The organism is Streptomyces sp. NPDC043861, from assembly GCF_056435905.1.
In genome coordinates this window covers 109,459-133,624 of sequence record NZ_JBWKDP010000005.1, presented here as the reverse complement: position 1 = coordinate 133,624, position 24,166 = coordinate 109,459, and the positions used below count along the sequence as shown (strand labels likewise).

Here is a 24,166-nt window from a genome sequence, read left to right as displayed (position 1 = left end):
TCAGGGCTCCTCTCCACATGTTCGGGTCCCGGTGACTTAGGGGTGTACCGGGCGCTGTCGAGCCTACCCTCGCAGCAGTGCGCATCCTCTCGGGAGCACGTCTCTCCCCTCGGACACTGCCCGCACTGCCAGGGTGCGCTCCGCGGCTCGACTTCGCCTCCTGTCGGTGACCCCGACGGTGAATACGCAGCGTCGTGCCGCACGGCTCAACACGACCCCACCCCCGCGAAGATCGGCATGCGGCCAACGTCTAGAGTGGCGTGGTACGCGCAAGTCTTCACCGGGGGATCTCACCCTCGGGGCTTGCTGGGATTTCTCTGTCAGGGGTGTGCGTGACGGCCGTCGAGTCCCGACCCGCAGGGGTCGTCTTGACTCCCAGCCCGGGGGGCCATCGGCCGTTCGGGGCCCGCGTCAAGGCATTCGTGGCGCTCACGAAGCCGCGGATCATCGAGCTGCTGCTCATCACCACCGTTCCGGTGATGTTCCTGGCGGCCCAGGGTGTGCCCGACCTCTGGCTCGTGGTGGCCACGTGCATCGGCGGATATCTCTCCGCGGGTGGTGCCAACGCCCTGAACATGTACATCGACCGCGACATCGACGCCCTGATGGACCGTACGTCCCAGCGCCCGCTCGTCACCGGCATGGTCTCGCCGCGTGAGGGCCTGGTCTTCGGCCTCACCCTCGCGGTGGGCTCGACCCTGTGGTTCGGCCTGCTCGTCAACTGGCTCTCCGCGGCGCTCGCCCTCGGCGCGCTCCTCTTCTACGTCGTCGTCTACACGATGCTGCTGAAGCGGCGTACCGCGCAGAACATCGTGTGGGGCGGTATCGCGGGCTGTATGCCGGTGCTGATCGGCTGGTCCGCCGTCACGAACTCGGTGTCGTGGGCCGCCGTCATCCTCTTCCTCGTCATCTTCTTCTGGACGCCGCCGCACTACTGGCCGCTGTCGATGAAGGTGAAGGAGGACTATGCGCGCGTCGGCGTGCCGATGCTCCCCGTGATCGCCTCCAACAGGGTCGTCGCCCGCCAGATCGTCGTCTACAGCTGGGTGATGGTCGCCGTCTCGCTGCTGCTGACCCCACTCGGCTACACCGGCTGGTTCTACACGGCCGTTGCCCTGGTGACGGGTGGCTGGTGGCTGTGGGAGGCGCACGCCCTGCAGAACCGGGCGAAGGCCGGGGCCACGGGCGGCAAGCTCAAGGAGATGCGGCTCTTCCACTGGTCGATCACCTATGTCTCGCTGCTGTTCGTGGCGGTGGCCGTGGACCCGTTCCTGCGCTGACGGCCGCCCGACCGGCCCTCGCGCCACCGGGACTTCGCCTCCGGCCTCCGGTACGGGCCCGTCGCGGGCCCGTCGCCGTTTCTCCCGATCCGGGCCCGGGGAGCGGACGACGCGTGGCCCAGACCACGTGGCCCGACGGTCGCCAGTGGATCTACCCGCGAGTAGCATCCTGGTCATGGCAGACACCCAGCAGGTCGACGAGACCACTCCCCAGCCCGACGCCCGGGCTGAGCGCAAGGCGGCGAAGCTCGCCAAGCAGATCGGTTCCTTCGCCAAGGCGCACGGAGGCGCCGAGGGCCAGCTCGCGTACATCGGGCAGACGGGTACCCGCATCGTCCTCGTCGGCGAGGACGGCGGCTGGGGCGATCTCGTCGCACCCACCCACGCCATCGCGGTCAGCGCCGCCGAGAAGTCCGGCATCACCCTGCACGAGTCGTTCGACGGCGATTTCGCGGCGAAGGTCCGCACCGGACCCTACGAGTGGACGCGCATGGCCGGCATCCAGCTCGGCGGCCCGAAGAACGGCTGACGGCCGAGCCGTCACCACGCGCGGTGCAGGGGCGTGAACCAGGTGCGCCGGCCGGCGCCCGCGCACCGGACACCCCCCACCGCCTGTCGCCGGGCCCGCATCAGTGACGCGCGCCGCCCGACGCGCGCCGCCCGAGGGGCAGCCCGGCGTGCGCCGCACAGGCGGCTGCCGCGGCGCCGTGGTTGCCGGACACGCGGCCGGAGGGTCGCCCGGGCGGGTGGCTTCCCTCGCGCCCAGGTGCCTCCGGCCCGAGCGGTTGCGCCGGGGTACGGGACGTCCCCATCGCACGGCCCCGGGGCTGCCCGGCTCGCACGGCGCCGACTTCCCGGACCGGCGCGGTACCGCCGGGCCTGGCTGGGGTGTCGCACCTGACGCGGGCGGGCCGGTTCGGTCCGCCGTTCCCGGCGCGGGGCGCTCTCCACGGCACCCGCGCGTGCCACCCCGGCGCCCGGGACGCACGCCCGCGCACGCCGAGCCGCCGACAGGCCCGTACGGCGATGGGCAACACCTCGCGCGGGGCTCACCCGTTAGGACGTGTGGAAGCCGTCCACCGCTGGGAGCCCCGGATGATCGATACGCCGTCCCTGGTCGATCAGTACTGCCACGGTGTCCTCCGCACCGAGCTGGGCCTCGGCTCCTTCGAGGCGCACCTCGGCAGGACCGCCGGTCCGCCCGCGCCCGGCACCACCTTCTTCGACACCCAGACCGGCTTCGCCGTACGGCGCTGGTGTCCGCCGCTCCTCGGCCTGGAGCCGCACTGCCCGCCCGCGCACTATCTCGCGCGCCGCAGGGAGCTGGGCGTCCTGGAAGCCGGCAGGCGGCTGCTGCGCGCCAGCGGCATCTCCACCTATCTGGTGGATACCGGGCTGCCCGGGGATCTCACGGGACTCCCCGAGATCGCCGCCACGGGCTCGGCCGAGGCCCATGAGATCGTCCGTCTCGAGCAGCTGGCCGAACAGGTCGCCGACACCTCCGGCACCGTCGAGTGCTTCCTCGCAAATCTTGCCGAGGCCGTGCACGGCGCCGCCGGATCGGCCGTCGCATTCACCTCGGTCGCGGGCGTACGCCATGGGCTCGCTCTCGCGCCCGAGCCGCCGGGACCCGGCGAGGTGCGCGGCGCGACGGGTCGCTGGCTGACCGGGCGCCAGGTCGGGGGCCGGCTCACCGACCCCGTGCTGCTGCGGCATCTTCTCTGGATGGCCGTCTCGTCGGGGCGGCCGCTGCAGATCCATGTGGGGGTCGACGACCCGCTGATGCTCACCGGTTTCGCGGCGGCCACGACCGGGCTCGGCACCGATCTGGTGCTGCTGCACGGCTACCCGTACCACCGTCATGCCGCGCATCTGGCGAGTGTCTTCCCGCATGTGTACGCCGACGTGGGACCCGCGCTCGCCCACACGGGTGCCGGGGCCGCGTCCGTCCTCGCGGAGATCCTGGAGCTGGCGCCGTTCGGCAAGCTGCTGTTCTCCAGCGGGGCCCGCGGGCTGCCCGAACTGCATGTGGTCGGGGCCCGGATCTTCCGGGAGGCCCTGGGACGGGTGCTGAGCGGCTGGGTCGTCGACGGGGCCTGGTGCCGGTCGGACGCCCAGCGGGTGGCGGGGATGATCGCCGCGGACAACGCCCGCCGCGTCTACGGACTCGCCGGGTGACCCCCGGCCTCCTCCCCTGGTCGGGCGGGGATCACGGGACGGCCGTCAGGCCGCGGTGAGCTCCGCGTCGGACGGCGTACGGACCGCCGGGGTGTCCAGCGGCCGTTCCCGCAGGCTGAGCGCCAGCCGGAGCGCAGCGATCCACATCAGTGAGGAGCCGAGCATATGGGCGCCGACCAGCAGCTCGGGCACATCGGTGAAGAACTGCACATAGCCGATCACCCCCTGCGCAAGCAGGACGAGGAGCAGATCACGGGCCCGGGCCCGGGTGTCGTCGGGGGCGTCCACCACCCGCAGCACCAGCCACATCGCCACGGCGAGCGCGCACACCAGCCAGGCCAGCGCGGCGTGCACGTGCGCGGCGTTCACCCAGTCGAACGGCATGCGCGGCACATCGCTGCTGTCGCCCGCGTGCTTGCCCGAGCCGGTCACCACCGTGCCCGCGGCGATCAGCAGCGCCGAGACGGTCAGCAGCGCCCAGGACAGCTTGCGCACCGGCCGGGGCACCCGTGGCCTCGGTGCGCTGTCGCCCTCGCCCGCCCGCACCCAGGTGATCGTGGCCACGGTCAGCAGGGCGTTGGCGGCCAGGAAGTGCCCGGCGACGGTCCACGGGTTGAGGCCCGCCCACACGGTGATCCCGCCGATCACGGCGTTGCTCATGACGAGCCAGAACTGTGCCCAGCCGAGCCTGGTGAGCCCGCGGCGCAACGGCTTCGTGGAGCGGGCCGCGACGATGGCCCAGCCGACCGCCGCCGACAGCACGTAGGTCAGCATGCGGTTGCCGAACTCGATGGCTCCGTGGATGCCCTGTTCGGGCGTGGCGAAGAGGCTGTCGTCCGTGCACTTGGGCCAGGTGTCGCAGCCGAGGCCCGAGCCGGTCAGGCGGACCGCGCCGCCGGTGACGATGATGACCACGCTCATCACGATGGCGGAGAGCGCGGCGCGCCGGACGGTCCGGGGGGTCGGCGTCCAGCGCTGGGCGATGTGGGCGAGGGGGGTCTGCACGGCGACTATCGTAGAGGGCCGCTTGTGCAAGCTTTCACGAGGGGTGCGAGACGGGCGAGAGGGATCATTCCCGCGCACGCTCCGACCGTCCGCCCGCGGGCCCGTCCACCGTGGCGCGGGCTCATTCCCAGCGGAAGAACCTCGCCGCCGCGCCCAGGCCGAGCACCGCCCATCCGGCCAGGATCCCGAGATCGGCCCACGGCATCGCCGCCCCGTCCTGGAGCACGTCCCGCAGCCCGTCCGAGAGTGCCGAGATGGGAAGCAGGTCCAGCACCGCGCGGGCGGTGTCCGGGAACCTGTCCAGGGGCACGATCACGCCGCCGCCCACCAGCAGCAGCAGGAAGACCAGGTTCGCGGCGGCGAGGGTCGCCTCGGCCTTCAGCGTGCCGGCCATCAGCAGCCCGAGCCCGGAGAACGCGGCCGTCCCGAGGACCAGCAGAAGAAATACGGGGACGGGGCCGCCGTGCGGTGTCCAGCCCAGCGCGAAGGCGATCAGCGTCAACAGGACGATCTGCAGCACCTCCGTGACCAGGACGGACAGCGTCTTGGCCGTCATCAGCGCCCAGCGGGGGAGCGGCGAGGCACCGAGCCGCTTGAGCACGCCGTAGCGGCGTTCGAAGCCGGTGGCGATGGCCTGGCCGGTGAAGGCGGTGGACATCACCGCGAGGGCCAGCACGCCGGGGGCGAGGAAGTCCACCGCCCTGCCCGCGCCGGTCTCGACGATGTCGACCGTGGAGAAGAGCACGAGCACCAGCGACGGGATGACCACGGTCAGCAGCAGCTGCTCGCCGTTGCGCAGCAGCATCCTCGTCTCCAGCGCCGCCTGCGCCATGATCATCCGCCCCACGGGGGCGGCTCCGGGATTCGGTGCGTACGTGCCGGGCGTCATGCCGGCACCCCTGTCCGTCGCCGTCTGAGCCGTCACGACCGCAGCTCCTTCCCCGTCAGTTCCAGAAAGACGTCCTCGAGCGTGTGCCGCTCCACCGAGATGCCGTCGGGCATCACTCCGTGCTGCGCGCACCAGGACGTGACCGTGGCGAGCAGCTGGGGGTCGACGGTGCCCGCGATCCGGTAGGCCCCGGGCGTCAGCTCCGCGGCGGACGTGCCGTCCGGCAGCGCCTTCAGCAGCGAACCCAGATCGAGGCCGGGGCGGCCGGTGAAGCGCAGGGTGTTCTCGGCACCGCCGCGGCACAGCTGATCGGGGCTGCCCTGTGCGACGACTCGCCCCGCGTCGATGATCGCGACATCGTCCGCGAGTTCCTCCGCCTCGTCCAGGTAGTGCGTGGTGAGGACCACGGTGACCCCGTCCGTGCGCAGCTCCCGCACCAGGTCCCAGGTCGACCGGCGGGCCTGGGGGTCGAGCCCCGCGGTCGGCTCGTCCAGGAAGACCAGCTCGGGGCGGCCGACGACGGCCATGGCGAGCGCGAGCCGCTGCTGCTGTCCGCCGGACAGACGCCGGTACGTCGTACGGCCGCAGGAGCCGAGTCCCAGGCGCTCGATCAGGGCGTCCACGTCGAGCGGGTCGGCGTGCAGCCCGGACATGTGGCGGAGCATCTCGTCCGCCCGGGCGCCGGAGTAGACACCGCCGGACTGGAGCATCACGCCGATCCGCGGGCGCAGGCGCGCCGCATCGGTCACCGGGTCGAGTCCGAGGACGCGGACCGTGCCCGAGTCCGCGCGGCGGTAGCCCTCGCACGTCTCGACCGTGGTGGTCTTGCCTGCCCCGTTGGGACCGAGGACGGCGGTCACCGTACCGGCGCGGACGTCGAGGTCGAGCCCGTCCACGGCGGTCCTGGCTCCGTACCGCTTGACCAGGCCCCGGACCTGGACGACGGACTCGTTGTTCATGCGGGGAAGTCTAAGGAGCCGCGGGGGGCGTCCGGTCCGCCGGGTCCGGATCCCGCCGCTGCGGGCCCAGGCCCTCAGGACGCGACGGTCCGCCACCGGCCGGGTGAGCGGCAGGCTGCGGGGAAGGATCCCCTCATGCCCCTGCTCATCGGAACCTCCGGGTGGCAGTACAAGGACTGGCGGGGCGGGCTCTACCCCGAGGAGCTGCCCCAGCGTCTCTGGCTGGAGGAGTACGGACGGCATTTCACGACAGTCGAGAGCAACAACGCCTTCTACCGGCTGCCCGAGTCCAGGACCTTCGCCGACTGGCGTGACCGCACTCCGGACGGATTCGTCTTCGCGGTGAAGGCGAGCCGCTATCTGACCCACATCCGACGACTGCGTGACCCGGAAGAACCCGTTCACCGTCTGATGAGCCGCGCGGCAGCGCTGAAGGACCGGCTGGGACCCGTGCTGCTCCAGCTCCCGCCCACCCTCCGGTGCGACCCCGGTGCCCTGGACGCGGCGCTCGCCTGCTTCCCGCGCCGGGTGCGCGTGGCCGTCGAGCCCCGGCACGACTCCTGGTGGACGGACGAGGTCGGGGAGGTGCTGCGCAGCCGGGGAGCGGCCCTGTGCTGGGCGGACCGCGGGTCCCGGCCGGTGACACCGCTCTGGCGCACGGCCGACTGGGGTTATGTGCGGTTCCACGAGGGCCGGGCGGAGCCGTGGCCACGGTACGGGCGCCGGGCCCTCGCCGCCTGGGCCGGACGCATCGCCGACACCTGGCCGGACGGGGACGACGTCTTCGCGTATTTCAACAACGATCCGGGGGGTGCGGCCGTTCGGGATGCGACCGCCTTCGCACGTGCGGCGACGTCCCGGGGGACGACGGTGGCTCCTGTGCCCGGGAGTCGCTGAGCCTCCGGAGCGGCGCGCCGACGGGAGTCGGCCGGACACGGCGGCGGAGGGACAAAACGCCCGGTCAGTGGGGTCGCGGCGATCTTCGGGGTCCGCCCGGCCGCCCCGGAGCGCCCCCGCGGAAATGAACCTCGAGTGATCATTTCCGCAGGTCAGGTTAGGTTTCCCTAAGTGATGCAGGGCACCGTCGGTCCGGTGGGATGCGGCTTGTCAGTCTCTCGGGAATTACGCAACAATGGCGTTGTGAAAAACGGTCGAGCTGTCGGGGAGACCCCTCAGGAGGAACTCGGGACCGGGGAGCGTTCCACGCGCAACCGGGTCGCGCGGTCCATCCTGGACCACGGGCCGTCCACCGTCGCCGACCTTGCACAGCGGCTCGGCCTCACCCAGGCCGCCGTTCGCCGCCATCTCGACGCGCTGGTGCACGACGACGTCGTCGCGGCGCACGAGAAGCGGGTCTACGGAGCGCGTACGCGCGGCCGCCCCGCCAAGGTCTTCGCGCTCACCGACTGCGGCCGGGACGCCTTCGAGCAGTCCTACGACACGCTCGCCGTCGACGCCCTGCGCTGGATCGAGGAGAACGCGGGAGGAGAAGCGGCCGTGGCCGCATTCGCCCGTGACCGGATCGAGGCCCAGGCCGAGGCGTACCGCGCGGCCGTCGAGGCCGCGGACCCCGAGGACCGTACCGAGGCACTTGCCAAGGCGTTGACCGCCGACGGGTACGCTGCTACGGCCCGTAACGCCCCGGTCGGCGAGCAGCTGTGCCAGCACCACTGCCCGGTCGCCCATGCCGCCGAGCGGTACCCGCAGCTGTGCGAGGCGGAGACGGAGTTCTTCTCCCGCCTGCTCGGGACTCATGTGCAGCGTCTGGCCACCATCGCCCACGGCGACGGTGTCTGTACGACCTTCATCCCGAAGGCAGGCGGCGGCACGAGCAGCGACAGCACCACCACGAAGACCGACACATCAGCATCTGCAAGCACGGCCGGGAGGAACCCCGCATGACTCTCCCCACGGAGACTGCCCACCCCGAACTCGAGGGTCTGGGCACGTACGAATACGGCTGGGCCGACTCCGACGTCGCAGGCGCCTCTGCCAGGCGTGGTCTTTCGGAGGACGTCGTCCGCGACATCTCCGCGAAGAAGAACGAGCCGGAGTGGATGCTGAAGCTGCGGCTCAAGGGTCTGCGGCTGTTCGACAAGAAGCCGATGCCGAGCTGGGGCTCCGACCTGTCGGGCATCGACTTCGACAACATCAAGTACTTCGTCCGCTCCACCGAGCAGCAGGCCGCCTCCTGGGAGGAGCTGCCCGAGGACATCAAGAACACGTACGACAAGCTCGGCATCCCGGAGGCGGAGAAGCAGCGCCTGGTCGCCGGTGTCGCCGCACAGTACGAGTCCGAGGTCGTCTACCACCAGATCCGTGAGGACCTGGAGGAGCAGGGCGTCATCTTCCTCGACACGGACACCGCGCTGAAGGAGCACCCGGAGCTCTTCAAGGAGTACTTCGGCACCGTCATCCCGGTCGGCGACAACAAGTTCGCCTCGCTGAACACGGCCGTGTGGTCCGGCGGCTCGTTCATCTACGTCCCCAAGGGCGTCCATGTGGACATCCCGCTGCAGGCCTACTTCCGCATCAACACGGAGAACATGGGTCAGTTCGAGCGGACGCTGATCATCGTCGACGAGGACGCCTACGTCCACTACGTCGAGGGCTGCACCGCTCCGATCTACTCCTCGGACTCGCTGCACAGCGCGGTCGTCGAGATCATCGTCAAGAAGGGCGGCCGCTGCCGCTACACGACGATCCAGAACTGGTCGAACAACGTCTACAACCTGGTCACCAAGCGCGCCGTGGCGTACGAGGGCGCGACCATGGAGTGGGTCGACGGCAACATCGGCTCCAAGGTGACCATGAAGTACCCGGCCGTCTACCTGATGGGTGAGCACGCCAAGGGCGAGACCCTGTCCATCGCCTTCGCGGGCGAGGGCCAGCACCAGGACGCCGGCGCCAAGATGGTCCACATGGCCCCGAACACCTCGTCCAACATCGTCTCCAAGTCGGTGGCGCGAGGCGGCGGCCGTACGTCCTACCGTGGTCTGATCGAGATCGGCGAGGGCGCACCGGGCGCCAAGTCGAACGTGCTCTGTGACGCCCTGCTCGTCGACACGATCTCCCGCTCCGACACCTACCCGTACGTGGACGTCCGCGAGGACGACGTCTCCATGGGCCACGAGGCCACCGTCTCCAAGGTCTCCGAGGACCAGCTCTTCTACCTGATGAGCCGCGGCATGACCGAGTTCGAGGCGATGGCGATGATCGTGCGCGGCTTCGTCGAGCCGATCGCCAAGGAGCTGCCCATGGAGTACGCCCTCGAGCTCAACCGGCTGATCGAGCTCCAGATGGAGGGCGCGGTCGGCTGAGGCCACCGTCCCCACCCATCAGCACCGACTTATCCGAGAAAGCGAGCACTACGACAGCCATGGCTGAGGCTCAGAACATTCCGGCGGGCTCCACCACTGCCGGGTCGATCGCGGTGGCCGCCGAGTCCACCGTCGCCACGCGCATGAGCGCGCCCCCGTCCTTCGACGTGGCGGACTTCCCCGTCCCGCACGGGCGGGAGGAGGAGTGGCGGTTCACCCCGCTGGACCGTCTCGCCGGGCTGCACGACGGCACCGCGGTCGCGACCGCGGGCGGTGTGACCGTCGAGGTCAGCGCTCCTCAGGACGTCACGGTGCAGACGGTCGGACGTGACGACGCCCGGCTCGGCAAGGCAGGCACCCCGGTGGACCGGGTCGCCGCCCAGGCCTACTCGTCCTTCGAGAAGGCCTCCATCGTCACGGTCCCCAAGGAGGCCGTGCTCACGGAGCCGATCCGGATCTCCGTGCACGGCGAGGGCGGTACCGCCTTCGGCCACCAGCACATCGAGCTCGGTGCCTTCGCCGAGGCCGTCGTCGTGATCGACCACACCGGTCACGCGGCCCTCGCGGCCAACGTCGACTACGTCCTCGGTGACGGCGCCAGGCTGACCGTCGTCTCCGTCCAGGACTGGGACGACAAGGCCGTCCACGTCGCCCAGCACAACGCGCTGGTCGGCCGCGACGCCTCCTTCAAGTCGATCGTGGTCACCTTCGGCGGCGATGTCGTACGGCTCCACCCGCGCGTGTCGTACGCGGGCACGGGCGGCGAGGCCGAGCTCCTCGGTCTGTACTTCACCGATGCCGGCCAGCACCAGGAACACCGCCTGCTGGTCGACCACAACGCCCCGCACTGCAAGTCCAACGTCGCCTACAAGGGCGCGCTCCAGGGCGACGACGCGCACGCGGTGTGGATCGGCGACGTGCTCATCGAGGCCAAGGCCGAGGGCACCGACACCTACGAGATGAACCGCAACCTCGTCCTCACGGACGGGGCGCGGGTCGACTCCGTACCGAACCTGGAGATCGAGACCGGCGAGATCGTCGGCGCCGGCCACGCCTCCGCCACCGGCCGCTTCGACGACGAGCAGCTGTTCTACCTGATGGCCCGCGGCATCCCGGAGGCCGAGGCCCGTCGTCTGGTCGTCCGTGGCTTCTTCGCCGAGCTGGTGCAGCAGATCGGGCTGCCCGACGTCGAGGAGCGCCTCATCGCCAAGATCGATGCCGAGCTGGAGGCGTCCCTCTGATGGCCTTCGTCCGAGCCTGTGGGCTGAGCGAGCTGGAGGAGGACACCCCGAAGAGGGTGGAACTCGACGGCACGCCGGTCTCCGTCGTCCGCACGGAGGGCGAGGTGTTCGCGATCCACGACATCTGCTCGCACGCGAACGTCTCCCTCTCCGAGGGCGAGGTGGAGGACTGCCAGATCGAGTGCTGGCTGCACGGCTCCAGCTTCGACCTCCGCACCGGCAAGCCGTCCGGCCTTCCCGCGACGCGCCCCGTCCCCGTGTACCCCGTAAAGATCGAAGGGGACGATGTGCTCGTCTCCGTCACCCAGGAGTCCTGAGTCACCCATGGCAACGCTTGAAATCCGCGACCTGCACGTCTCCGTCGAGGCCGAGAACGGCCCCCGGGAGATCCTCAAGGGCGTCGACCTGACCGTGAAGCAGGGCGAGACCCACGCCATCATGGGCCCCAACGGCTCCGGCAAGTCGACCCTCGCCTACTCTCTCGCGGGCCACCCCAAGTACACGATCACCGATGGCTCCGTGACCCTGGACGGCGAGGACGTCCTGGAGATGTCCGTCGACGAGCGCGCACGCGCCGGCGTCTTCCTCGCCATGCAGTACCCGGTCGAGGTCCCGGGTGTCTCGGTCTCCAACTTCCTGCGCACCTCCGCCACCGCGATCCGCGGCGAGGCCCCCAAGCTGCGCACCTGGGTGAAGGAGGTCAAGGAGACCATGGAGCGTCTCCAGATGGACCCGGCCTTCGCCGAGCGCAACGTCAACGAGGGCTTCTCCGGCGGTGAGAAGAAGCGCCACGAGATCCTTCAGCTGGAGCTTCTCAAGCCGAAGATCGCGATCCTGGACGAGACCGACTCCGGCCTCGACGTCGACGCCCTGCGCACCGTCTCCGAGGGTGTCAACCGGGTCCGTGAGACCGGCGAGGTCGGCACCCTGCTGATCACGCACTACACGCGCATCCTGCGCTACATCAAGCCCGACTTCGTCCATGTGTTCGCGAACGGCCGTATCGCCGAGTCCGGCGGCGCCGAGCTCGCGGACAAGCTCGAGGCCGAAGGCTACGAGGCATACACGAAGGGTGGCGTATCCGCGTGATCCATCCCCGCCAGGGGCTCCCCGGCCTCCTCGACACCGAGGCGCTCCGCAAGGACTTCCCGATCCTCGACCGTGTCCTGCACGACGGGAAGAAGCTCGTCTACCTGGACAACGCGGCGACTTCGCAGACGCCGCGCCAGGTGCTCGACGTGCTCAGCGAGTACTACGAACAGCACAACGCCAACGTCCACCGCGGTGTGCATGTGCTCGCCGAGGAGGCCACGGCACTGTACGAGGGCGCCCGCGACAAGGTCGCCGCCTTCATCAACGCGCCGAGCCGCGACGAGGTGATCTTCACCAAGAACGCGTCGGAGTCCCTGAACCTCGTGGCCAACATGCTGGGCTGGGCGGACGAGCCCTACCGCGTGGACCACGAGACCGAGATAGTCATCACGGAGATGGAGCACCACTCCAACATCGTGCCGTGGCAGCTGCTGGCGCAGCGCACCGGTGCGAAGCTGAAGTGGTTCGGCCTCACCGACGACGGCCGCCTCGACCTGTCCAACATCGACGAGATCATCACCGAGAAGACGAAGATCGTCTCGTTCGTGCTGGTCTCCAACATCCTGGGCACCGTCAACCCGGTCGAACAGATCGTCCGCCGTGCGCAGGAGGTCGGCGCGCTCGTCCTCGTCGACGCCTCGCAGGCCGCGCCGCACATGCCGCTGGACGTCCAGGCGCTGGGCGCCGACTTCGTGGCCTTCACGGGGCACAAGATGTGCGGTCCGACCGGCATCGGCGTGCTCTGGGGCCGCCAGGAGCTGCTGGAGGACCTCCCGCCGTTCCTGGGCGGTGGCGAGATGATCGAGACCGTGTCGATGCACTCGTCGACCTACGCCCCCGCGCCGCACAAGTTCGAGGCCGGTACGCCTCCGATCGCGCAGGCCGTCGGTCTCGGCGCAGCCGTGGACTACCTCACCTCGATCGGCATGGACAAGATCGCCCAGCATGAGCATGCGATCACGGAGTACGCCGTCCAGCGTCTCCAGGAAGTCCCCGACCTGCGGATCATCGGCCCGGTCACGGCCGAGGACCGCGGCGCGGCGATCTCGTTCGTGCTCGGCGACATCCATCCGCACGACGTGGGCCAGGTACTCGACGAGCAGGGCATCGCGGTACGGGTCGGCCACCACTGCGCCCGACCCGTGTGCCTGCGGTACGGAATTCCTGCGACCACGCGGGCGTCGTTCTATCTGTACTCCACGCCGGCCGAGGTGGATGCACTGATCGACGGCCTGGAGCACGTCCGCAACTTCTTCGGATGAGGGACTTTGACGCGTGAAGCTTGATTCGATGTACCAGGACGTCATCCTGGACCACTACAAGCACCCGCACGGGCGGGGCTTGCGGGACGGCGACGCCGAGGTGCACCACGTCAATCCGACCTGCGGCGACGAGATCACCCTCCGTGTGAAGTACGACGGCACGCTCATCGAGGACGTCTCCTACGAGGGCCAGGGCTGCTCCATCAGCCAGGCGTCCGCCTCCGTGCTCAATGAGCTGCTCGTCGGCAAGGAGCTGGCCGAAGCACAGAAGATCCAGTCCACCTTCCTGGAGCTGATGCAGTCCAAGGGGCAGATCGAGCCGGACGATGCGATGGAGGAGGTACTGGAGGACGCGGTCGCGTTCGCCGGTGTCTCGAAGTATCCGGCACGGGTCAAGTGCGCCCTGCTGAGCTGGATGGCGTGGAAGGACGCGACCGCCCAGGCCCTGGGCGAGAGCGCCGAAAGGAAGACGGTATGACCGAGAACCCCGAGACCACGGCGGAGAAGGACTGGCCGGACGAGGAGACCTTCTCGTCCAAGGCCGCGACGCCGACGAGCACGAAGGCCTCCGAGGAGGAGGTCCGCGAAGCCCTGTACGACGTCGTCGACCCCGAGCTGGGCATCGACGTGGTCAACCTCGGGCTGATCTACGGCATCCACATCGACGACTCCAATGTCGCCACGCTGGACATGACGCTGACGTCCGCGGCCTGCCCGCTGACCGATGTGATCGAGGACCAGGCGAAGTCGGCGACGGACGGCATCGTCAGCGAGCTGAAGATCAACTGGGTCTGGATGCCGCCGTGGGGTCCGGACAAGATCACGGACGACGGGCGTGAGCAGCTGCGCGCCCTGGGCTTCAACGTCTGACATCCCGGCAGATCCGGAGACCCGACGACGGCCATGTCCGCCAGGCACACTGGCGGACATGGCCGTTCGTATGTACCACCTCGTTGTCGACGCCCACGATCTGCCGCGCCTTGCACGGTTCTGGTGCCGGGTCCTCGACTGGCGGGTGCTCTTCGAGGCCGAGGACGAAATCGTCATCGGCGCCGATGAGTTCGCGATGCCGGGCATGTGCTTCGTGCCGGTGCCGGAGAGGAAGACCGCCAAGAACCGGCTGCACATCGATCTCACACCCGACGATCAGGCCGCCGAGGTGAAGAGGATCCTCGCGCTCGGAGCCCGCAGGGCCGACGTCGGACAGGGCGCGGACGTGGGCTGGGTGGTCCTGGAGGATCCCGAGGGGAACGAGTTCTGCGTGCTGAGGCCCAAGAGGTCACTCACGGAGTGACCGGCGGACCCCCGGGTGCGGTCGGGCCGGGCGGCCCGTAGGAGCCGTAGGGCATCGGCGGGTCCGTCGGCAGGGGTGTTCCCGCCGCCTCGGCCAGAGTCGGGGCCAGGTTCTCCTTGCGCATGCGCTCGTCGACGTAGAGCAGGCCGTTCACCACGCAGGGGACGGTCGACACGATGATCTGGGCGACCAGATGGCCCACCAGAGTGATGACGAGGTAGCCGCTCATCGCGACGATCACCGCGGTGACGCCGTCGTCCTCGTCGATGGCCGATGCGCCGAACATGCCGGGGAACATGCCCAGGATGCTCACGGCGTACTGCAGCATCGTGCTGACCACCGCTGCCATCAGATACGCCAGCAGCGAGATTCCGAAGACCCGCCACCAGTCGCCGCGCACCAGCGCGGCAGAGCGGCGCAGCGCCTGGACCGGTCCCTGGTTCTCGAAGACGGCGGCGGCCGGGGCGAAGGTGAACTTCACCCAGAGCCAGATCGCGAGCGGTGCGGTCGCCAGGGCGCCGAGGAAGCCGAGCAGGGCGAATCCGCCCGCCCCGGCGAAGTCGTCCTGGCCGGTCAGGGCGAGGATGGTCCCGACGAACGCCAGCATCGCCAGGGCCACCGGAACGAGGGCGACGAGCCCGCTGAGGAACGTGGCCCCGAGTACCGCGGGCATCCGCCGCGCGGCCCGGCGCCATACGGTGCCGAAGGTCGTGGGGCGCCCGAGGACCGCGTCCTGGAGGACCGCCGGGATGGCCGCCTGCAGCATCGCCGCCGCGAGGACCATCGACAGCACGGCGACCAGCCACACGGAGATGACGGCGATGAGCAGCGAGGCGCCCTCGTCCCAGCTGGGGTCCGATCCGGGCGCGGTGTCCACCAGGGCCCGGAAGTCGTCGTTGACCGCGGAGTACGCGATGGCGCACGCGACCACGACGGCCAGGATCGCGGCTCCGTACACGGCCAGGGCCATGCCGATCAGCTGCTTCCAGTAGCGGCCGATCGTCGTGAACGAGCCGCTGAGGATGTCGCCGAGCGTGAGCGGCCCCAGGGGTATCACCCCGGGCTTGGGTGGCGGAGGCGGGGCCCAGCCGCCCCATCCCGGCGCACCGCCGTACGGGCCCCACCCCAAGTTCTCCGACATCCTCAGACCCCCCGTGTGTCCTGTTCTCGTCCCTGGTTGTCCGGGACACGGTAGCGGGCCGGGACATGCCAACGTTGCGTACGTTCGTACACATCGTTGTGTACCCTCGTACACATGGGATACGGACTGCTGGCTGCGGCCATCGCGGCAGAGGTGGCAGGCACGACGGCCATGAAGTTCAGCGAGGGCTTCACCAAACTGTGGCCCTCGCTGATCACCGTGGTGGGCTATGTGCTCGCCTTCGCGCTGCTCGCGCAGACGCTCAAGACGCTCTCGGTGGGCACGGCCTACGCGATCTGGGCCGGGATCGGCACCGCCGCGGTGGCCGCGATCGGCATCCTCTTCCTGAACGAGTCCCTGAGCTTCGCCAGGATCGCGGGCATTGTCCTGATCGTCGCCGGTGTCGTCGTGCTCAATCTCGGTGGTGCGCACTGATGGGACGCGGCAGGCGCTACGACCCCGACCGGCGGCAGCGCATCATCGAGGCCGCGATCCGGGTGGCGGGGCGCAGCGGTATCACGCGGCTCAGCCATCGCGCGGTCGCGGCCGAGGCCGATGTGCCCCTCGGCTCGACGACGTACCACTTCGCCTCCCTGGACGAGCTGCTCATCGCCGCGCTGCGGGAGGCGAACGAGGGCTTCGGCAGGACGTTGCGCGAGAGCAGCACCCTCACCGACCCGGAGGCCGACCTCCCCGACGAGCTCGCCCGGCTGATGGGGCAGTGGCTCGGCGGGGAGCGAACCGGTGTGGAGCTGGAGTACGAGCTCTATCTGGCCGCTCTGCGGCGCCCGGCCCTGCGGCCGGTCGCGGCGGAGTGGACCGAAGGGGTCGCCGGCATCCTCGCCCGCAGGACGGACGCGGTCACCGCGCGGGCGCTGGTGGCGCTGATGGACGGCATCTGTCTGCAGGTGCTGCTGACGGGCGCGGACTACGACGAGGCGTACGCGCGGGAGATGCTCGCGCGGGTGCTGCGCTGACGGACCGGGTGGCGCCGGTGCCCCGGCCGACGGGCGGGATCCGGGATCCGGGATCCGGGATCCGGGAGGGATCCGGGATCCGGGTGACGGTACGGCGCCCGCCGGAGGACCGGTGGCCGGATGGTCGTCCGGACACCACGGGCGAGGGGCGTCCTCAGGCGCCGGGCCGGGGCAGCCCACTCACCCGCCCCGCGCCCTCGGCCGCCCACCCGCCCGCGCCTTCGGCCGCCACGCGCAGCCGGCCGGCAGTGCACGGGCCGGCACGGGGCATCGCGTGGCATCCCGGACCGGCACATGAGACCGGTTCGCCCGGGCGCGGCCCTGCCGGTTAGGTTCTCCTCATGACCGACACCACTGCTCCTCGCACCACCGGCGCCGTCGCCGCCGGGCTTGCCACCGTCGCCGGCGACGGCACCGTTCTCGACACCTGGTTCCCCGCTCCCGAGCTCTCCGCCGAGCCCGGTCCGGCCGGAACCGAGCGGCTCACGTCCGACGAGGCGGCGGGCCTGCTCGGTGAGGGCGCGGCCAAGGCCATCGGTCTGGATGCCCGCCGCGGGGTCGAGATCGTCGCCGTCCGTACGGTCATCGCCTCCCTCGACGACAAGCCGCTGGACGCCCACGACGCCTATCTGCGTCTGCACCTGCTCTCGCACCGCCTGGTGAAGCCGCACGGCCAGAACCTGGACGGCCTCTTCGGGCTGCTCACCAATGTCGCCTGGACCTCGCTCGGTCCGGTCGCCGTCGACGATGTGGAGAAGGTCCGGCTCAACGCCCGCGCCGAGGGCCTGCACCTCCAGGTCACCTCGATCGACAAGTTCCCGCGGATGACGGACTACGTCGCCCCCAAGGGGGTCCGGATCGCCGACGCCGACCGCGTCCGTCTCGGCGCCCACCTCGCCGAGGGCACCACCGTGATGCACGAGGGCTTCGTCAACTTCAACGCAGGCACGCTCGGCACCTCCATGGTCGAGGGCCGGATCTCCGCGGGCGTCGTCGTCGGCAACGGCTCCGACATCGGCGGCGGCGCCTCCACCATGGGCACCCTCTCCGGCGGCGGGAACGTCATCATCTCCATCGGCGAGCGCTGCCTGGTCGGTGCCGAGGCAGGCGTCGGGATCGCACTCGGCGACGAGTGTGTCGTCGAGGCCGGGCTGTACGTCACCGCCGGCACGCGCATCACGATGCCCGACGGTCAGATCGTCAAGGCGCGTGAGCTCTCCGGCGCGTCGAACATCCTCTTCCGCCGCAATTCGGTGACCGGCGCCGTCGAGGCCCGCCCGAACAACGCGGTCTGGGGCGGGCTCAACGAGGTGCTCCACAGCCACAACTGACTCGTCCGTGTGACTGTGCGCAACCTGTGGTGCCGCCGAGCAGATGAACAGGCAGACATGCAGTCGGACGAAGAGTCAATGCGAGGACCCTCTATGAAGACCAGGCCGGCCGTGCTCGGAACGCTGGCGCTCATGGCCGCGGCGCTGCAGACAGGCACCGCGTCCGCCGACGAGACGCACACCGACTCGCACAACGCGCCCGCCGTTTCGCTGATCTCGACCGGGCAGGTCGACGATCCGCTCGAGGACGTCCTGGAGCACGCCGCCGTCCTCGGTACGACCTATGTGCAGGACTGAGCCGCCGAGGCCATCTCGTACGCCGCCAGCAGCCCGTCGACCGTCTCACGGTCGGCGGGCTGCAGGGGTTCCCGGACCGGCCCGGCCGGCCGGCCGAGCGCGTTCAGCAGCGCCTTGGCGGTCACCGTGCCGGGCAGCCCCGCCGCCATCATGAGCTCGGTCAGCGGGAGCAACCGCTGGTTGAGTCGTGCGGCCTCCGCCGTCCTGCCCGCGTCGAACGCGTTCGGCACTGCGCGCATGTGGCGCGGCATCACGTTCGCGACCGTACTGACGAAACCCGCGCCTCCCAGCGCGTACAGGGGCAGATTCATCTCCTCGCTGCCGGAGTAGTACGCGAGCGGGGTCCGGGCGATCACCTTGGTGGTGCCGAGGAGGTCGTACGCGCAGTCCTTCACGGCGACGATCCGCGGATGGGAAGCCAGGCGCAGCATCGTCTCCGGCGCGATCCGTGTGCCGGTACGGCCGGGGATGTCGTACAACATCAGCGGAATCCCCGTCGCATCCGCGACCCGCCGGAAATGCGCCTCGACGGCGGGCTGCGGGGGCCGGCTGTAGTACGGGGTGACGACGAGGAGGCCGTCGGCGCCGGCTGCCTCGGCGGACCGGGCCAGCTCGACCGTGTGCCGGGTGCTCGCGCTGCCGACTCCCGCGACGATGCTCACCCCGTCGCCCACCGCCTCGCGCACGGCTCGCACGAGCGCCGTCTTCTCGGCATCGGTCGTGGTCGGGGACTCGCCGGTGGTGCCGTTCAGGACGAGGCCGTCGCAGCCCTCGGCCACGAGGTGCGCGGCGAGCTTCCCGGCGCCGTCGAGGTCGGGTTCGCCCAGGTCGGTGAAAGGCGTGATCATCGCGCAGAGCGCGCGGCCGAAGGGACGGGGGCGCGTGCGTGGCGTCGTCGTGTCCGCAGTCATGAACGGATTCTCCGCGGCCCCATGGTGAAGGTCCACTGAGATCTTCTGGGGATCAAGGGCAAGAGATGGTTGAGGGAGGGGCGTGGTCGAGGGGGCGCCGGGGGAGGGCCGTGTGGCCGTCGTCACGGGGCGGGGCGGGATGTGAGCGGTGCGAACGGACGCCAACGCGCGCCCGGCGAGGGCAGGATGGCATCATGATCCGTCCACTGCGCGTCTCCGCCGTGCTTCCCCTGCTGCTCGTCCTCGCCGCCTGCGGTACGGAGCCCACCGTCGGCGCAGCCGGTCCCGCCCCCGCCCCGGCCCCCGATCGGTCCGCACTGGAGGCGAGGGCCCGGAGCCTGGAGTCCGCCATGGAGCTGATCTACGTCACCCGAATCCCGGGGTTCGAGCTGGCGAAGCAGTCCCTCGGTCCGTCCGGGAACGACGGCTTCCAGAGCACCTACACACCGGCATCGGGCGGTGCCGCCCAGATCCGGCTCGTCGTCGACCGGGGAAGCCTCGGTGATGCCAACTGCCCCTCCACGCACGTCGACCACGCCGACCCCGTGAAGGTCCGGTGCGAGCCGGACGGCGAGCGGACCTGGTACCGCACCGCGGGCTCCCGTCATGAATACGCCCGGGCCGAGGACGGCCATGTCGTCCGTGTCGCCGCCGACCGCTCCCAGGTGGACCGCTCCACCCTGCGCGCAGCGGCCTCCTCCGCCCACAGGGCGGACGACCGCGAACTCGACGAGATCCTCCCCGAGGAGCGATCGGCTCCGACCGCTCCGGTCGAGCGCGGAGATCTTCCGCCCGTCGGCGACGGCGCTCCGAACAACGACGTCGGGGCAGGAGGCTGACGGTTCGCTGTCGACCTCGACCTCGACCTTGACCTTGACCTCGACCTCGACCTCGACCTCGGTCGAGGTTCCTGGACGGTCGTCGAAGTGGCGCACCGCACGGGTGCCCGTGCTGCACCGCCCGGGGCCCGAGACCAGCCGGGCAACGCGCTGCACGCCCGCGCTCAGTGGGAGCGCGGGCGTGCAGCGGACGGCGGGCGGCTACGGGCGGAAGCGCAGCACCTGCGGGTCGTGGTCGCTGTTCTGGTCCGCGAACTCCGCGTTGATGTGCACGCTGTCGTAGCTGAAGTCGCAGATCGACGGGCTGGTCAGGATCTGGTCGAGAACCTGGCTGTTGCCCTGGAAGACGTACGAGTAACGCTCGCTGCGCGGCAGGGACTTGATCGCCGGGTACAGCGCCCCGCCGTCCGTCAGCGCCTTCGTCGTCGCCGAGAACTCGAAGTCGTTGATGTCGCCGAGGACCACGACATCGGCGTTCCGCTGCGTCTTGAGGACGTCCTTGACGAAGGTGTTGACGGCCTGCGCCTGCTGAAGGCGCTTGGTCTCGGAGGAGCGGGCCGGCGGCTGGTGGTGCGAGGTCAGGCCCTCGTCGCCGCCCTTCGAACCGAAGTGGTTGGCGATGACGAAGACCGTGCGGCCGCGGAAGACGAACTCGCCCGCGAGCGGCTTGCGGCTGTTCTCCCAGGCGGTGTTCGCCGGGTCGATCCGGCCGGGGGAGAGCGTGAGCGCTGCGCGCCCCTTCTCCTTCACGACACCGGTCGCGGCCGTCGCGTCGCCGCCGGCGCGGTCGGTGAAGGACACCCGCTCCGGGTTGAACAGGAAGACCTGGCGGATGTTGCCGCCGGGCTCGCCGCCGTCCTTGTTGTTCTCCGGGTCGACCGAGCGCCACTCGTACGCCGGGCCGCCGGCCGCCACGATCGCGTCCGTGAACTTCTTGACCGTACCGTCCGCGGCGACGACGCCGTCGTTCTTGGCACCGTTGTTGTCCTGGATCTCCTCCAGGGCGAGGATGTCGGGGGAGGAGAGGTTGTCGACGACCGCCTTCGCCAGCGCGTCGAACTTCTCCTGCGGGTCGGTCGGGTCCAGGTTCTCCACGTTGTACGTGGCGACCGCGAGCTCGCCGCGGTGCTGCGGACGCGTCGACTCGCGCTCCAGCCCGCGGTCGGTGACCGTGCCGAGGGTCCGGGCGGTGATCGTGTATCCGCCGAACTGGTTGAAGTCCAGCGGGCCTTCCGTCGTCCCGGACAGCACGTCGCCGACGTTCGCCTTGGGGAACGGCTGCTGGGCGAGCGGAATCAGCGACTGGATCTGCAGCCGGCCGGTGTTCTGCGACTCGTACGAGCCGTAGCGCGCACCCCCGCGCGAGGTCGGGTTCTCCCACGGCTTCACCGTGACCCAGAGCTCGGAGTAGGGGTCGGTGGCACCGACGACACGCGAGGTGCCGATGCGCACATTGCTGCCCTCGAGGGACTCGTAGTAGTCCAGGGCGTACGAGCCCGGCTTCAGCGGCAGCGCATTGATGCTGTTGGCGGCGGCCGGGTCGCCCTCGGGCGCGTACGCCGACGGGACGGTCCTGGCGGTGATGGTGACCGGTGCGGGCAGCTCGTTGCCGGAGGACACGACGGTGACGGTGGGCTTGGAGATCTGGGTCAGGGACTGGTTCCCGGAGTTCAGACCGCCCGGGACGTACTCGCCCACCGTCCCCGAGACCTTGACGGCGTCGCCGACGGCGACGGTCGGGGCCGAGCCGGTGAAGACGAACAGCCCTTCGCTGGTGGCCGGGTCCGCGTCCGCCTGCGGGTCCTGCATCCAGAAACCGCGCGAGGAGCCGTACGCGCGCACGCCGATGACGATGCCCTCGACGTCCTTGACCTGCTGTCCGACCAGAGGGCTCGTACGGGTGGTGCCCTGGACGTCGTGAATGCGTACGCCGGTGGTGTCGGCCGTGGTGTCGGCGTCGGCGGCGGCCGAGGAGGAGCCGGCGAGCAGCCCGGTGGCCAGAGCGGTGGCCACGACGGTTGCGACGGCTGCGGATCTCGGTATCGAAGGCATCGGAGAACTCCGGATGAGGGTTAGGGGGTGGCTCGTGTATCTACGCGCGTCAATCTCTTGTGTGAGGATGGGAGTTGTCAAGAGCTGTCAGGTATACGGCGGTTGACGGGTACATGAACTGGGTGGCATGCGGTGAAATGCGTCTACGCTGGGGGCCGCCCTGAGCCGGTCGCCCGCAGCCGGCACGCGCGAGCCGAGGAGAGCCACCAGATGTCAGGAGACCGCCCCGCCGTTCGCCCCGCCCTGCCGCCGGTACGGTTGCACTCGGATGCGGAGCTGGCGCGGGACGCACTCTCCACGCCGCTGCTGTCCCGGGCCGTGCGCCTCGCACGATGGGCCGGTCCGGAGACGACGGTCGGTGCGGGAGGAGTGCTCGCCCAGGAACAACTTCCCGCGGCAGCAGAGGTATTGGGGCTGCCCGCCGACGAGGACGGAGCGGCGGAGGCGAGCGAGGCGTGGCGGATCGCCGTGGACACCGGCCTTGTCGAGGTGATCGGCCCCGACGACGAGAGCGAGGGGGAGGGGCCCGGCGGCGGGGCTGAGCACGGTGAACCGGGCCTGGTCACCGCCGGCGGCAATCTGCCGCTGATCACGGGAGGCAGCCCGAAGGACACGCTCGCGCTCTGGCAGGACGCCTTCGACGCGGTCTTCGCCGACGCGATCTCCCCGGTCCTGGACGATCTTGCCGATGTCGTCGGCGACGACGGGCAGATCGACTTCGAAGCGCTCGACTGGGACACCGAGGCGGAGGCGGACTTCCTCGACGGTGTCCTCGCCAATCTGTATCTGCTCACCGTGTCGGAGGAGGCCGCGGCGGGCGGCGGCGGCGGCCCTTCCCGTCCCGGGGGCCACGGGGGTGGGCCGGTGCCACTGCCCGCACTTGCGGCCTCGGTGGTCGTCCCCGCCGACATGGGCGAGCCGACCGACGAGGTCCTCGAGCAGGTCTCGGACGCCATGATGCGGCTGGACGACCAGTTCCAGCTGCTGGAGCCGATCGGTCTGGTGGAGTACCGGCCGGTCGACGAGGCGCTGATGGTGGAGGAGGGGGCGGAGTCGGACCCGGCCGTGGCAGCGGCGGACGAGGAGGACGTCTCCCGGTACGGGCTGGTGAGGCTCACGCCGCTCGGGCTCTACGGGGTCAGGGCCCGCCTGTTGGAGGCAGGCGTTGCGGCTCCTGCCGTGGGTGACCTCGCCGACAAGGGGGCGGACGCGCTGCTCGACGGCGTGGCGCACTACCCGGAGGCATCGGCGCGTGCCGAGACCGTCGAATGGCTGGACCGGCGCGAACCGCCGGCCGCGGCCAGGGAACTGCTGGCCGCCGCACGCGGTACGGACCTGCGTGCGCCCCTGCGACGGCTCCACTGCCAGCAGGCGCTTTCGCTGCTCGGCGCGGACGCCGAGCCCGCCGTCCGGGACGTCCTCGACGACCGGGAGCTGGGCGGGCTCGCCCGGGTGTGGCTCGCCGAGCGGGGTGCCGTGGACGTGCCCGCGCCGCCGGATGCGATGATCTTCTGGCTCGCCGTCGACACGATCGCGGCGCAGCTCGACGCCGAGGGGGACCTGGAGGAACTCCAGGACCTGGTCGAGGGGTTGGTCGGGCGGCACAGCGGCTTCTTCGACGCGGCGTGGCGGGTGGACCATCCCGCGACGGCGGATGTGCTGGAGGCGATGGGCCGGCTGCACCGGGACAAGAAGACGGCGAAGGACGCGCGCAAGGCGGCGTTCAAGGCCCGCTCCAAGCCGGGGACCTGATCGCCCTTTCCACCGGACCGCCCCCGTGCCGCACCGCGGGACACCCACCGGAACCTCGCACCCGGGGCCGTCCGCCCTGGAGGTGCGATGTCCCCTGATCGGTTTTCGGGGCAGTCCGCCGGGCGACGCCCGGATCGCTTCGCGGGAGGTCCGGCGTCGCCCGGGCCCGGCCGCCCGGTGAGGCCCCATTCCGCGGCGCGGCCTTCCACGACGGGGTCCGGCATCCCACCTCTGTCGAGGAGCGCAGCCGCGTTCTCCGGCGGTCGGTACTCATGTGCCCCTGCCGGGGCTTCGCCCCAGGGTGCCGCGTGGGCCTCTGCGTGGCTTCGCCGCGGGGTCCCGCGCG

25 protein-coding genes are annotated in these 24,166 nt (G+C 70.5%); 19 read left to right on the top strand and 6 right to left on the bottom strand.

The annotated features are described in order from the left end of the window. Window positions 1-332: 332 nt before the first annotated feature. From AC068D_RS14170 to AC068D_RS14160, 3 genes are all read left to right on the top strand, one after another. On the top strand, window positions 333-1,280 hold the full coding sequence (locus tag AC068D_RS14170; protein WP_478823280.1) for a heme o synthase: 948 nt from the start codon (window positions 333-335) through the stop codon (window positions 1,278-1,280). A gap of 175 nt (window positions 1,281-1,455) precedes the next feature. Beyond that, the gene (locus tag AC068D_RS14165; RefSeq protein WP_478823279.1) at window positions 1,456-1,809 is read left to right on the top strand and encodes a hypothetical protein; all 354 of its coding nucleotides are present in this window, start codon (window positions 1,456-1,458) and stop codon (window positions 1,807-1,809) included. Between the two features lie 566 nt (window positions 1,810-2,375). Next, window positions 2,376-3,458, top strand: coding sequence for an amidohydrolase family protein (locus AC068D_RS14160; RefSeq protein WP_478823278.1), 1,083 nt, complete (start codon window positions 2,376-2,378; stop codon window positions 3,456-3,458). 45 nt (window positions 3,459-3,503) lie between these two features. Here the strand turns inward: AC068D_RS14160 and AC068D_RS14155 are convergent, their stop codons facing one another. The 3 genes from AC068D_RS14155 to AC068D_RS14145 form a co-directional block, all read right to left on the bottom strand. Then, window positions 3,504-4,472 (bottom strand): COX15/CtaA family protein, encoded by a 969-nt coding sequence (locus AC068D_RS14155; protein WP_478823585.1) that lies wholly within the window; start codon window positions 4,470-4,472, stop codon window positions 3,504-3,506. Window positions 4,473-4,584: 112 nt separating this feature from the next. Continuing rightward, window positions 4,585-5,352: an ABC transporter permease gene (locus AC068D_RS14150; protein ID WP_478823584.1), complete on the bottom strand. Its 768-nt coding sequence runs from the start codon at window positions 5,350-5,352 to the stop codon at window positions 4,585-4,587. A gap of 32 nt (window positions 5,353-5,384) precedes the next feature. Next, on the bottom strand, window positions 5,385-6,311 hold the full coding sequence (locus AC068D_RS14145) for an ABC transporter ATP-binding protein (protein WP_478823277.1): 927 nt from the start codon (window positions 6,309-6,311) through the stop codon (window positions 5,385-5,387). A gap of 135 nt (window positions 6,312-6,446) precedes the next feature. Between AC068D_RS14145 and AC068D_RS14140 the strand changes: the two genes are divergently transcribed. The 10 genes from AC068D_RS14140 to AC068D_RS14095 all read left to right on the top strand — a co-directional run bounded on the left by AC068D_RS14140 (window position 6,447) and on the right by AC068D_RS14095 (window position 14,520). Beyond that, complete coding sequence (locus AC068D_RS14140; RefSeq protein ID WP_478823276.1) at window positions 6,447-7,208, top strand: DUF72 domain-containing protein; 762 nt, start codon at window positions 6,447-6,449, stop codon at window positions 7,206-7,208. A gap of 243 nt (window positions 7,209-7,451) precedes the next feature. Further along, complete coding sequence (locus AC068D_RS14135) at window positions 7,452-8,213, top strand: helix-turn-helix transcriptional regulator (RefSeq protein ID WP_478823275.1); 762 nt, start codon at window positions 7,452-7,454, stop codon at window positions 8,211-8,213. After that, window positions 8,210-9,631 (top strand): Fe-S cluster assembly protein SufB, encoded by a 1,422-nt coding sequence (gene sufB / locus AC068D_RS14130; RefSeq protein WP_478823274.1) that lies wholly within the window; start codon window positions 8,210-8,212, stop codon window positions 9,629-9,631. The genes AC068D_RS14135 and sufB overlap by 4 nt, the downstream gene beginning before the upstream one ends. A 59-nt stretch (window positions 9,632-9,690) precedes the next feature. Further along, window positions 9,691-10,872 carry a Fe-S cluster assembly protein SufD gene (gene sufD, locus AC068D_RS14125; RefSeq protein WP_478823273.1) on the top strand — a complete coding sequence of 394 codons (1,182 nt, stop codon included), beginning with the start codon at window positions 9,691-9,693 and terminating at the stop codon, window positions 10,870-10,872. Beyond that, on the top strand, window positions 10,872-11,189 hold the full coding sequence (locus AC068D_RS14120; RefSeq protein ID WP_017948817.1) for a non-heme iron oxygenase ferredoxin subunit: 318 nt from the start codon (window positions 10,872-10,874) through the stop codon (window positions 11,187-11,189). Before sufD ends, AC068D_RS14120 begins: the two co-directional genes overlap by 1 nt. 7 nt (window positions 11,190-11,196) lie before the next feature. Further along, window positions 11,197-11,961 (top strand): Fe-S cluster assembly ATPase SufC, encoded by a 765-nt coding sequence (gene sufC / locus AC068D_RS14115; protein ID WP_478823272.1) that lies wholly within the window; start codon window positions 11,197-11,199, stop codon window positions 11,959-11,961. Further along, window positions 11,961-13,226 carry a cysteine desulfurase gene (locus AC068D_RS14110; RefSeq protein WP_478823583.1) on the top strand — a complete coding sequence of 422 codons (1,266 nt, stop codon included), beginning with the start codon at window positions 11,961-11,963 and terminating at the stop codon, window positions 13,224-13,226. Before sufC ends, AC068D_RS14110 begins: the two co-directional genes overlap by 1 nt. A gap of 13 nt (window positions 13,227-13,239) precedes the next feature. After that, entirely contained in the window at window positions 13,240-13,704 is a 465-nt protein-coding gene (gene sufU, locus AC068D_RS14105; protein WP_478823271.1) for a Fe-S cluster assembly sulfur transfer protein SufU, read from the top strand. Further along, a complete protein-coding gene (locus AC068D_RS14100) occupies window positions 13,701-14,096 on the top strand; it encodes a metal-sulfur cluster assembly factor (RefSeq protein WP_478823270.1) in 396 nt (131 codons plus the stop codon). The genes sufU and AC068D_RS14100 overlap by 4 nt, the downstream gene beginning before the upstream one ends. A 58-nt stretch (window positions 14,097-14,154) precedes the next feature. Further along, entirely contained in the window at window positions 14,155-14,520 is a 366-nt protein-coding gene (locus AC068D_RS14095; RefSeq protein ID WP_478823269.1) for a VOC family protein, read from the top strand. On the opposite strand, the gene AC068D_RS14090 is transcribed toward AC068D_RS14095, so the two are convergent. Beyond that, window positions 14,510-15,661 carry a DUF7847 domain-containing protein gene (locus AC068D_RS14090; RefSeq protein ID WP_478823268.1) on the bottom strand — a complete coding sequence of 384 codons (1,152 nt, stop codon included), beginning with the start codon at window positions 15,659-15,661 and terminating at the stop codon, window positions 14,510-14,512. The two genes, AC068D_RS14095 and AC068D_RS14090, sit on opposite strands and share 11 nt — an antisense overlap. Before the next feature lie 114 nt (window positions 15,662-15,775). Here AC068D_RS14090 and AC068D_RS14085 point away from each other — a divergent pair, with 114 nt between their 5' ends. The 4 genes from AC068D_RS14085 (at window position 15,776) to AC068D_RS14070 (ending at window position 18,266) form a co-directional block, all read left to right on the top strand. Then, entirely contained in the window at window positions 15,776-16,096 is a 321-nt protein-coding gene (locus AC068D_RS14085) for a DMT family transporter (RefSeq protein WP_478823267.1), read from the top strand. Beyond that, window positions 16,096-16,638 (top strand): TetR/AcrR family transcriptional regulator, encoded by a 543-nt coding sequence (locus tag AC068D_RS14080; protein WP_478823266.1) that lies wholly within the window; start codon window positions 16,096-16,098, stop codon window positions 16,636-16,638. The genes AC068D_RS14085 and AC068D_RS14080 overlap by 1 nt, the downstream gene beginning before the upstream one ends. Before the next feature lie 341 nt (window positions 16,639-16,979). Further along, window positions 16,980-17,969 (top strand): 2,3,4,5-tetrahydropyridine-2,6-dicarboxylate N-succinyltransferase, encoded by a 990-nt coding sequence (dapD, locus tag AC068D_RS14075; RefSeq protein ID WP_478823265.1) that lies wholly within the window; start codon window positions 16,980-16,982, stop codon window positions 17,967-17,969. Between the two features lie 93 nt (window positions 17,970-18,062). Next, window positions 18,063-18,266 carry a hypothetical protein gene (locus tag AC068D_RS14070; RefSeq protein ID WP_478823264.1) on the top strand — a complete coding sequence of 68 codons (204 nt, stop codon included), beginning with the start codon at window positions 18,063-18,065 and terminating at the stop codon, window positions 18,264-18,266. Here the strand turns inward: AC068D_RS14070 and dapA are convergent. Then, complete coding sequence (gene dapA, locus AC068D_RS14065) at window positions 18,251-19,177, bottom strand: 4-hydroxy-tetrahydrodipicolinate synthase (RefSeq protein WP_478823263.1); 927 nt, start codon at window positions 19,175-19,177, stop codon at window positions 18,251-18,253. The two genes, AC068D_RS14070 and dapA, sit on opposite strands and share 16 nt — an antisense overlap. A gap of 194 nt (window positions 19,178-19,371) precedes the next feature. Between dapA and AC068D_RS14060 the strand changes: the two genes are divergently transcribed. Then, the gene (locus AC068D_RS14060; protein WP_478823262.1) at window positions 19,372-20,016 is read left to right on the top strand and encodes a hypothetical protein; all 645 of its coding nucleotides are present in this window, start codon (window positions 19,372-19,374) and stop codon (window positions 20,014-20,016) included. Between the two features lie 201 nt (window positions 20,017-20,217). Here the strand turns inward: AC068D_RS14060 and AC068D_RS14055 are convergent, their stop codons facing one another. After that, window positions 20,218-22,068, bottom strand: coding sequence for an endonuclease/exonuclease/phosphatase family protein (locus AC068D_RS14055; RefSeq protein WP_478823261.1), 1,851 nt, complete (start codon window positions 22,066-22,068; stop codon window positions 20,218-20,220). Between the two features lie 210 nt (window positions 22,069-22,278). Between AC068D_RS14055 and AC068D_RS14050 the strand changes: the two genes are divergently transcribed. Then, window positions 22,279-23,820 (top strand): hypothetical protein, encoded by a 1,542-nt coding sequence (locus AC068D_RS14050; RefSeq protein ID WP_478823260.1) that lies wholly within the window; start codon window positions 22,279-22,281, stop codon window positions 23,818-23,820. The last annotated feature ends 346 nt before the right edge of the window (window positions 23,821-24,166 follow it).